This is a genomic window from Ferrimonas kyonanensis DSM 18153 (assembly GCF_000425405.1).
Lineage (GTDB): Bacteria > Pseudomonadota > Gammaproteobacteria > Enterobacterales > Shewanellaceae > Ferrimonas > Ferrimonas kyonanensis.
Genome location: NZ_KE384364.1, coordinates 38,751 through 46,616, shown reverse-complemented (window position 1 = coordinate 46,616; position 7,866 = coordinate 38,751). Strand labels below are relative to the sequence as shown.

Here is a 7,866-nt window from a genome sequence, read left to right as displayed (position 1 = left end):
AGCCCTTCGGCGTTGAGTCGGCGAAAGCGTTGCTTTCTTCCTCCGCCTCAACCCATCCGAGCGCGCCATCTTAATATAGAAGCCCGAGCTGATGCTCGGGTTTTTTTATGCGCGCTTGTCAGGATTGTTGCTCAGGCGGAGAAAGTGCTGCTTGTTCTCGACGCCTCAACCCATCCAATACCTTAGTAAGGGTTTGTCACCCAGATCATCAGGGTGAAGAACGCCATCACCAGCCCGCAAAACACGAAAATCCCGTAAAAGCCTTTTTTCCCCTGCTTCAAGCTGTACCCGTTCACGGTCAGGAACAGGCACCACAGCAGCGACAGTACGATGGGTAGCAGAAACAGTCGTCCGATCATCCAAAGCTCCTCTGGACAGTGTCTGGCGGTAAAGCTGATTATTTATTGATACCAATAGTTTAATTATAACGCAATCAACAACGAACTCCGTCGGGACTGCGGCAGGCCGCGCTGGCGTCTTCAGCCATGGTCACAAGCCGGCCTGAATGATGAATACGACAGTTTCGCCCCAATGAGAGTAAAAAGTGATGCCGATTACCGGTAGAATCATTACACTAGCGCTTTCCGGTGCGGACGAGTTTTTGGGAAGCACCGAACGCTGAAGTGATTTAATTACCAGAACGAACATTGACCATCATCCTTTGTGGTTTTTTTGTGTCCCTGGTGTTAGTTGTGTGTAAATATTCGCCGATATGGCTTTTTATTTAGCCAATCGGGTGTAGCATTAGTCCGTTGGGGATTTTCCGGTTTAATTATGCGCTTACTGTTACTGCTGTCTCTGCTTGCTGTTCCGGGCTACGCCTGGTTCGATACCGTGCCCGATTGGCTCGATAAAGAGAGCCAGCAACTGGTGCGGGATCTCAATGGCGGCATCGGTCAAAGCCAGAACCCCAACTTCATTAATGCCGAATATGACGATGGCGTGATGATCATGCATTACCGCCAGTTGGATAGCCACCGCCTTGGCGCCTTTGGCGCGGTAGTGGAAAATCACAGTCAGGAGACGGTCAACAGCTTCTGCAGCAGCAGCTATTACCGTAAGCGATTGGATCTCGGCATGGTTTACCGTCATCAGTATCAAAGCAGCAACGGTGAAACGGTTCAGGAAACTCGAATCGACCGCTACAGCTGTTTACAGGCACAGCGCTTTTAGGCTTCGCCATCGGGCTTCACTCTGAGGCTTTGATGTCAGATTCACCTCCCTTTCGGGGAGCTTTGGAGGTAACTTGCAACTCACCAGTTTTAGCGATTTCGCGTTTCGATCTCTGCTTTTCATGGCCACCCTTCCTGAAGGGGAACTGACCAGCATCACTAAGGTGACGGAGACTTACGGCGTATCGCGTAATCACATGGTTAAAGTGATCAATAAGCTGGGACACGCAGGCTTTGTCAGGACCGTCCGCGGAAAGAAAGGCGGCATCTGTCTGGCGATGAAGCCGGAAGAGATTGGCCTTGGCCAGGTGATTCGTGCGCTGGAGCCGTTGCAGCTCATCAACTGTGGCGAACCCTACTGTAAAATCCTGCCGGCCTGCCGACTGAAAAGTGTATTGGAAGAAGCCACCCAGGCGTTCTTGTCGACACTGGACAACTACACTCTGGCCGACATGTTGACCAACAATTCAGAGCTTAAGGCGCTGATGATCCCCTCCGAGACGGTCGAGTAATCCGGCCCTTCAATGGTAACGGCCTTTTGGAGCCTGTTTGCCAGCGCCTTTATCTCGGCGACCCTAGCCCCCGGCGGTTCCGAGTTGTTGCTGGCCTACTGGGTACAACACACCCCTGAACCCTGGTTGGCTTTTGTTCTGGTCGCGACCATCGGCAACACTCTGGGCTCGTTGACCAGCTTCCTTCTCGGTTACCTCGCCAGCAGACGAAAATCTCCAGCCTCGCTGTTGGACGACAAACACCAATGGTTGATTCCCAAGGTACGCCAATACGGCGTATGGAGTCTGCTGCTGGCCTGGCTGCCAGTGGTAGGGGATGCAATCCCCTTACTGGCGGGATGGTTCCGGTTTTCACTGTTATCTAGTAGTCTTCTGATATTCGTAGGTAAATTTTTTCGATACTTGGTGATTGCCCTAACTACACTGGGGGTAGTTTCAAGCATCTAGGCTGGCTGCGATCCGCATCTCAGCCGGTATCAGGAGGGAATTCAGTGAAGCTATTTAAGCCGTTAGCCCTGTGCATGGCATTGGCGTTGGTCGGATGCGCATCCGAAACAGCGCCGCCGTCAGTACCGTCAGGCGTCACCTATTTGGGCTCGAACCTGTCGCAGCAGGCCGAAATCACAATTCCTTACGAAAAGTTCCAGCTGCAAAATGGCCTGACCGTAGTGCTGCATCAGGACCGTTCCGATCCCTTGGTGCACCTGGATGTGACCTATCACGTCGGTTCGGCTCGGGAAGAGTTGGGCAAGTCTGGTTTCGCTCACTTCTTCGAGCATATGATGTTTCAGGGCTCAGAACACGTAGCCGACGAACAACACTTTCAGTTGGTGACCGAGTCCGGCGGTACCCTGAATGGCACCACCAACAGCGATCGCACCAACTACTTTGAAACCGTTCCGGCCAATCAGTTGGAGAAGATGCTGTGGCTGGAAGCCGATCGCATGGGGTTCCTGTTGCCGGCAGTCACCGAGCAGGCGTTCGAAGTACAGCGAGCGACGGTAAAAAACGAACGCGGTCAACGGGTTGACAGTCAGCCCTATGGTCGTCTCAATGAGTTGGTGCAGCAGGCACTCTACCCTCAAGGGCACCCTTACTCCTGGCCGGTCATTGGCTGGATGGAGGAGTTGGATAACGGCAGTGTCGACGATCTGCGGGCCTTCTTTGCCCGTTGGTACGGTCCCAACAATGCCACCCTCACCATTGGCGGCGACTTCGACCGTCAACAGGCGTTGCAGTGGGTGGTGAAATACTTCGGCCCCATCCCTCGGGGACCGGCGGTGGAGCAAGCGCCAAAGGCGCCCGCCCAGCTTTCCGAAGATCGTTACCTGACGCTGGAGGATAAGGTTCATCTTCCGTTGATTTATCTTTCTTTCCCTACCGTCTATGCCCGCCATCAGGACGAGCCGGCGCTGGATCTGCTGGCCGATATTCTCGGCGGCGGTCAAACCTCCATCTTCTATAAGAATCTGGTGAAAGCGGGATTAGCGGTACAAGCCGGGGTCAGCCACCCCTGCCGAGAGTTGTCCTGCGAGTTCACCCTGTATGCGCTGGCCAATCCGGCCAAGATGCCAAAACTGGCGGACATCGAAGCGGTGATTCGTCAGTCCATCGCCGAATTTGAGCAGCGGGGAGTGACCGAAGAAGATCTGCTGAAAGCTCAGGTCGGTCATGAGGCCGGCACGATTTTTGGTTTGCAGAGTGTCCGCGGCAAGGTGACCTCGCTGGCCTACAACCAGACCTTCTTTGGTGAGCCTGATCTGCTGCAGTCGGATCTGGAGCGCTATCGCAATGTCAGCGCCGAAGACGTGATGCGGGTGTTCAATACCTACCTCAAAGGTCAGCACGCGGTGATCATGAGTGTGGTGCCGCCGGGGCAAACGGAATTGGCCGCCGCCAAACCCACCTTCATCGCGCCAGCGTTAATCGATCCAGCTACCCTGGCACACGCACAGAAAGTGGTGCCGGCACAGATCAACGATACCTTTGATCGCAGCCTGGTGCCGCCGGCCGGTCCGGCGCCACAGCTGAAAGTGCCGGGTTTGTGGACCCAGACTTTCGGTAATGGCATCGAGGTAGTGGGTACCCAAAGCCTTGAAACGCCCACTACCGAAATTCTTATCGCCCTGGAAGGGGGGCAGCGACTGACTCCGGCCAACCAGGCCGGCCTGGCCCAGTTGACCGCGGCGATGATGGACGAGTCCACCGAGGCCATGACCACCGAGCAGATGGCGCAAGAGCTGGAAAAGTTGGGCTCCTCCATCTCCATCTCGGCCTCCGGCTATCGCACCTACGTGAACGTCAGCGCCCTGACCCAGAACCTGGACGCGACCCTGGCTCTGCTGCAGGAGCGACTGTTTAAACCGGCGTTCCGGGTGGAAGATTTCGAGCGGGTTAAAGTGCAGCAGTTGCAAGGCTTGCAGCACCAAGCCAATGATCCGGGCTGGCTGGCCAGCACCGCCTGGAGCCAGCTGCTGTTTGGCGCAGACAACCCGATGGGCAAACCCCTGAGCGGCACCCTGGAAACGGTATCCGCGTTGACTCTGGAGCAGGTCAAAAACTTCTATCAGCAGCAGTTTAGAGGCGGCAACGCCAGTGTGGTCGCCGTCTCCGATATGGATCAGCGCGCGCTGATGAGCAAGCTGAACTGGTTGGCAGACTGGCAGGGCCAGGCCAGCCAATGGCCCAAACTGGCGCAGATGCCGAACACCAAGGGACCAGTCATCTATCTGCTGGACAAACCCGGCGCGGCTCAGTCGGTCATTAAGGTCGGTCGGCGCGGATTGGCGTTCGATGCGTTGGGCGAGTACTTCAAAGCCGGGTTGATGAATTACCCTCTCGGCGGTGCGTTCAACAGCCGCATCAACCTCAACCTGCGTGAAGATAAGGGGTACACCTATGGTGCACGCAGCAGTTTCAGCGGTGGACCAGAGCTGGGCAGTTTTGTGGCCGGAGCCAGCGTTCGCAGCGACGTCACTGCCGAGTCGGTGCACGAACTGCTCGCTGAACTAACCGGTTTTGCCGAAAACGGCATGACTCAGCAGGAGCTCGATTTCATGCGAGCCTCGGTGACTCAGTCGGATGCCCTCAAGTTTGAAACTCCCGGTCAGAAAGCCCGCTTCCTGGGTAAGCTGCAGCGCTATCACCTGCCGGAGAACTTCGTCGCCCAGCAAGGGGCACTGATCAACACCATCGGCCTGGATGAATTGAACCAACTGGCGCGAACGGAGCTGGATCTGAGTCGGATGATCATTCTGGTGGTTGGTGATAAAAACACCATTGAGGCGCCATTGGCCGCTTTGGGCTATGACGTAACGCCACTGACACTGTAAAATCGTTTTTTTCTAATTTAACGGAGGGCTTGGCCCTCCCACGCACGCGAGAATCTGCCTTGACGGAATTTGAACAGAATCTGAGTCGCCTGGCCCAAGGGGAAGGTCGACAAGCTTTGCAGAAGCTGCAACGGGGCATTGAGCGTGAAGCGTTGCGCATTCTTCCGCAGGGCGCCTTGGCCAGGGATCCGCACCCAGAGGTGCTGGGGTCGGCACTCACCAACAAGTGGATCACCACCGATTTTTCGGAGTCTTTGCTTGAGTTGATCACCGGGGTGAATGACAACGTTGATCAGCTGCTGGCCGAACTGGGGGACGTTCACCACTTTGTCAGTGAACGTATTGATGGTCAGTACCTGTGGCCACAGTCCATGCCCTGCTTCATCGATCATCACGAAGACGTGCCCATCGCCCAGTATGGGGATTCCCATGTCGGTCGCATGAAAACCCTCTACCGTGAAGGACTCAAGCGCCGATACGGTGCCAAAATGCAGTCCATTGCCGGTGTGCATTTTAACTTTTCCCTGCCGAAAGCGCTGTGGAAGGGACTCAAGGGCAGCGACAGCCAAGAGGTGATTTCAGACGGGTATTTCCACCTGATTCGCAACTTCCGCCACCAGGCCTGGGTCTTGCCCTACCTGTTTGGGGCGTCACCGACGCTGTGCCCGTCGTTCCTTGAGGGGCGCGACGTGCCCTTTGAGTTTGACACCTTGCCGTCCGGGCTGCTGACCTTGCCTTATGCCACCTCACTGCGCATGAGCGATCTGGGCTACACCAACAGCGAGCAAGCCAATCTGCAGATTCGGTACAACTCGGTGGATCAATATGTGGCCGATCTGAAGCGAGCCATTACCCTGCCGTCGGCTCAGTTTGCCAAGTTGGGCATCGAGCAGGAGGGGCAGTTGCTGCAGCTGAATGCCAACATCCTGCAGATCGAGAACGAGTTGTATTCCGCCATTCGACCGAAACGCACCACCCATAGCGGTGAAACCCCCTCCGATGCGCTGGCTCGCGCCGGGGTAGAGTACATCGAAGTGCGGACGCTGGATGTGAACCCATTTGAGCCGCTGGGGATCGGTCGCGATCAGATTTTGTTGCTGGACCTGTTCCTGCTGGATTGTGCGCTGTTGCCCAGCCCGTGCTGGACCGATGCCTGCCAGGAGCAGACTCAGCGCAATTTCGAGACGGTGGTGATCGAGGGGCGTAAGCCCGGACTGCTACTGGAGGCCGGTTGTGGCGAGCAGATTGCCCTGGCTCAGTGGTTGCAGCAGAGTTTCGATCGCTGGTCGAAGATTGCCGATGTCATCGATGGCCTCAATGGGGATACCCAGTATCAGGATGCCCTGACCTTGTGGCGTCCGGCCATCGCCGAACCCGAGCATACTCTGTCCGGGCGACTGATGGCCGAGCATCGTCAACTGGATAACCCGGCAATGGCGCTGGCTAAGGCACACAACGTCAATCTGTTGGCCAGGGACTACGCCACCTTGTCGGAAGGGCGCCTGCAGGATGAGGTAAGCCAGTCCTTGCAGCGGCAGCGGCAGCTGGAACAGCAGCAAACCGGTACCTTCGAAGCCTATCTGAAACACTATTTTCAGGGCTGAACGGGAGACAGAATGCGCACAGTATTGCTAGGCAGCGTGGCATTGATCTTGACCGCCTGCGCCAGTCATGACGATCAGCAGGGGCTGTGCGGTAAGCTGTCGACCTTTCATCAGCCTTCGGAAACCGAGAATCTGTTTCGAGCGGTGGTGACCCGCATCGATGACGCCAATGTGGTGACCAAAGCCAGTTACCGTCTCACCCCGGGAACCCATACTCTGAGGGTGGTGGAGCTGATTGACGATCCTCGCCTGGGCATTAGTTTGCGAGATCGCCACTTCAAGGAGTTCACCCTCAGAGTTGAGGCCGGGGTGGAATACCACCTCGGGGCCAGGTTTGAGGTCAGGGAGGAGAGCCCGGACTCGACGTCAGAGTATTGGCAGCCGGTGGTGTGGAAACAGGAACAGACTCAGTGCCATTTTGAGCCCTGATCAAAAAAGGCCGCTAAGCGGCCTTTTTGCTGCCTGGAGCCTGGACTCAGGCAATCACCATAACGCTGCCCAGACCGATGAAGGTGAGGCCGCACAGGCGGTTGAAACGGCGCTGCGCCGTGGTGCTGCACAATCGGTTCGCCAGACGGCAGCCTCCAAAGGCCACCAGGTTCAGAATCACGAAGTCCACCGCCGTGAAGGTGGAGCACAGAATCAGCAGCTGTGGCTGCATCGGTTTGCTGGCATCGAGAAACTGGGGAAACAGCGCCGCAAAGAAGATCAGACCTTTCGGGTTGGCCAGGCCGACCAACAGGGTCTGCTTAAACAGGCTGAAGCTGCAGCTATTGCGGTAGGTAAAGCTCGATTCCAGGGTTTCGCTGGGGCGGGAGCGCCAGGCAGAGAAACCCAGCCAGAGCAGGTAAGCGGCGCCGGCGTAGCGCAACACTTCATACAGGGCGGCGTTGCTGGTGATCAGCGCGCCGATGCCGGTAGCAGACAGAATCATCAGCACCAGGCCGGCCAGGTTGGAACCCAATACGGTGGCTAGGGCTTTGCGGTGCCCGTAGCGGACGCTGGTCGACAGGGTCAGCAGGGTCATGGGACCGGGGGCGATCAACAGCACAATGACCGTCGTCAGATAAACCAGATACAGCTCGGTTGACATCTTTTGTTACTGGGTTAATACGAAAGGGGCGCATTTAAGCAGCGTTTCTGGTCGCTGTAAAGGGTTGCGTTGGCGTCACTTTCAACAAATGCGATCCCGGTTGTCAGCTTTGGCTGACAGCCCGGGTGAAAATCAAAACTTTGGATTTTGTTG

At 56.4% G+C, this 7,866-nt stretch carries 8 protein-coding genes; 6 read left to right on the top strand and 2 right to left on the bottom strand.

Going from position 1 to position 7,866, the window contains the following annotated elements; genetic code table 11:
- Positions 1 to 182: 182 nt before the first annotated feature.
- Positions 183 to 359: a hypothetical protein gene (locus H598_RS26795; protein WP_028113841.1), complete on the bottom strand. Its 177-nt coding sequence runs from the start codon at positions 357 to 359 to the stop codon at positions 183 to 185.
- A 415-nt stretch (positions 360 to 774) separates the two neighbouring features.
- Here H598_RS26795 and H598_RS0115680 point away from each other — a divergent pair, with 415 nt between their 5' ends.
- From H598_RS0115680 to H598_RS0115655, 6 genes are all read left to right on the top strand, one after another.
- Complete coding sequence (locus tag H598_RS0115680) at positions 775 to 1,173, top strand: hypothetical protein (protein ID WP_028113840.1); 399 nt, start codon at positions 775 to 777, stop codon at positions 1,171 to 1,173.
- A 73-nt stretch (positions 1,174 to 1,246) separates the two neighbouring features.
- Entirely contained in the window at positions 1,247 to 1,684 is a 438-nt protein-coding gene (gene nsrR, locus H598_RS0115675; protein ID WP_028113839.1) for a nitric oxide-sensing transcriptional repressor NsrR, read from the top strand.
- Between the two features lie 12 nt (positions 1,685 to 1,696).
- On the top strand, positions 1,697 to 2,131 hold the full coding sequence (locus tag H598_RS0115670; RefSeq protein ID WP_028113838.1) for a YqaA family protein: 435 nt from the start codon (positions 1,697 to 1,699) through the stop codon (positions 2,129 to 2,131).
- Between the two features lie 74 nt (positions 2,132 to 2,205).
- Positions 2,206 to 5,016 carry a M16 family metallopeptidase gene (locus tag H598_RS0115665; RefSeq protein ID WP_035416090.1) on the top strand — a complete coding sequence of 937 codons (2,811 nt, stop codon included), beginning with the start codon at positions 2,206 to 2,208 and terminating at the stop codon, positions 5,014 to 5,016.
- 59 nt (positions 5,017 to 5,075) lie between these two features.
- Positions 5,076 to 6,620, top strand: a complete 1,545-nt coding sequence (gene gshA / locus H598_RS0115660; protein ID WP_028113836.1) for a glutamate--cysteine ligase — start codon at positions 5,076 to 5,078, stop codon at positions 6,618 to 6,620.
- Positions 6,621 to 6,632: 12 nt separating this feature from the next.
- Positions 6,633 to 7,049, top strand: a complete 417-nt coding sequence (locus H598_RS0115655) for a hypothetical protein (RefSeq protein WP_028113835.1) — start codon at positions 6,633 to 6,635, stop codon at positions 7,047 to 7,049.
- 46 nt (positions 7,050 to 7,095) lie between these two features.
- On the opposite strand, the gene H598_RS0115650 is transcribed toward H598_RS0115655, so the two are convergent.
- Positions 7,096 to 7,713 carry a LysE family translocator gene (locus tag H598_RS0115650; protein WP_028113834.1) on the bottom strand — a complete coding sequence of 206 codons (618 nt, stop codon included), beginning with the start codon at positions 7,711 to 7,713 and terminating at the stop codon, positions 7,096 to 7,098.
- Positions 7,714 to 7,866 lie beyond the last annotated feature (153 nt).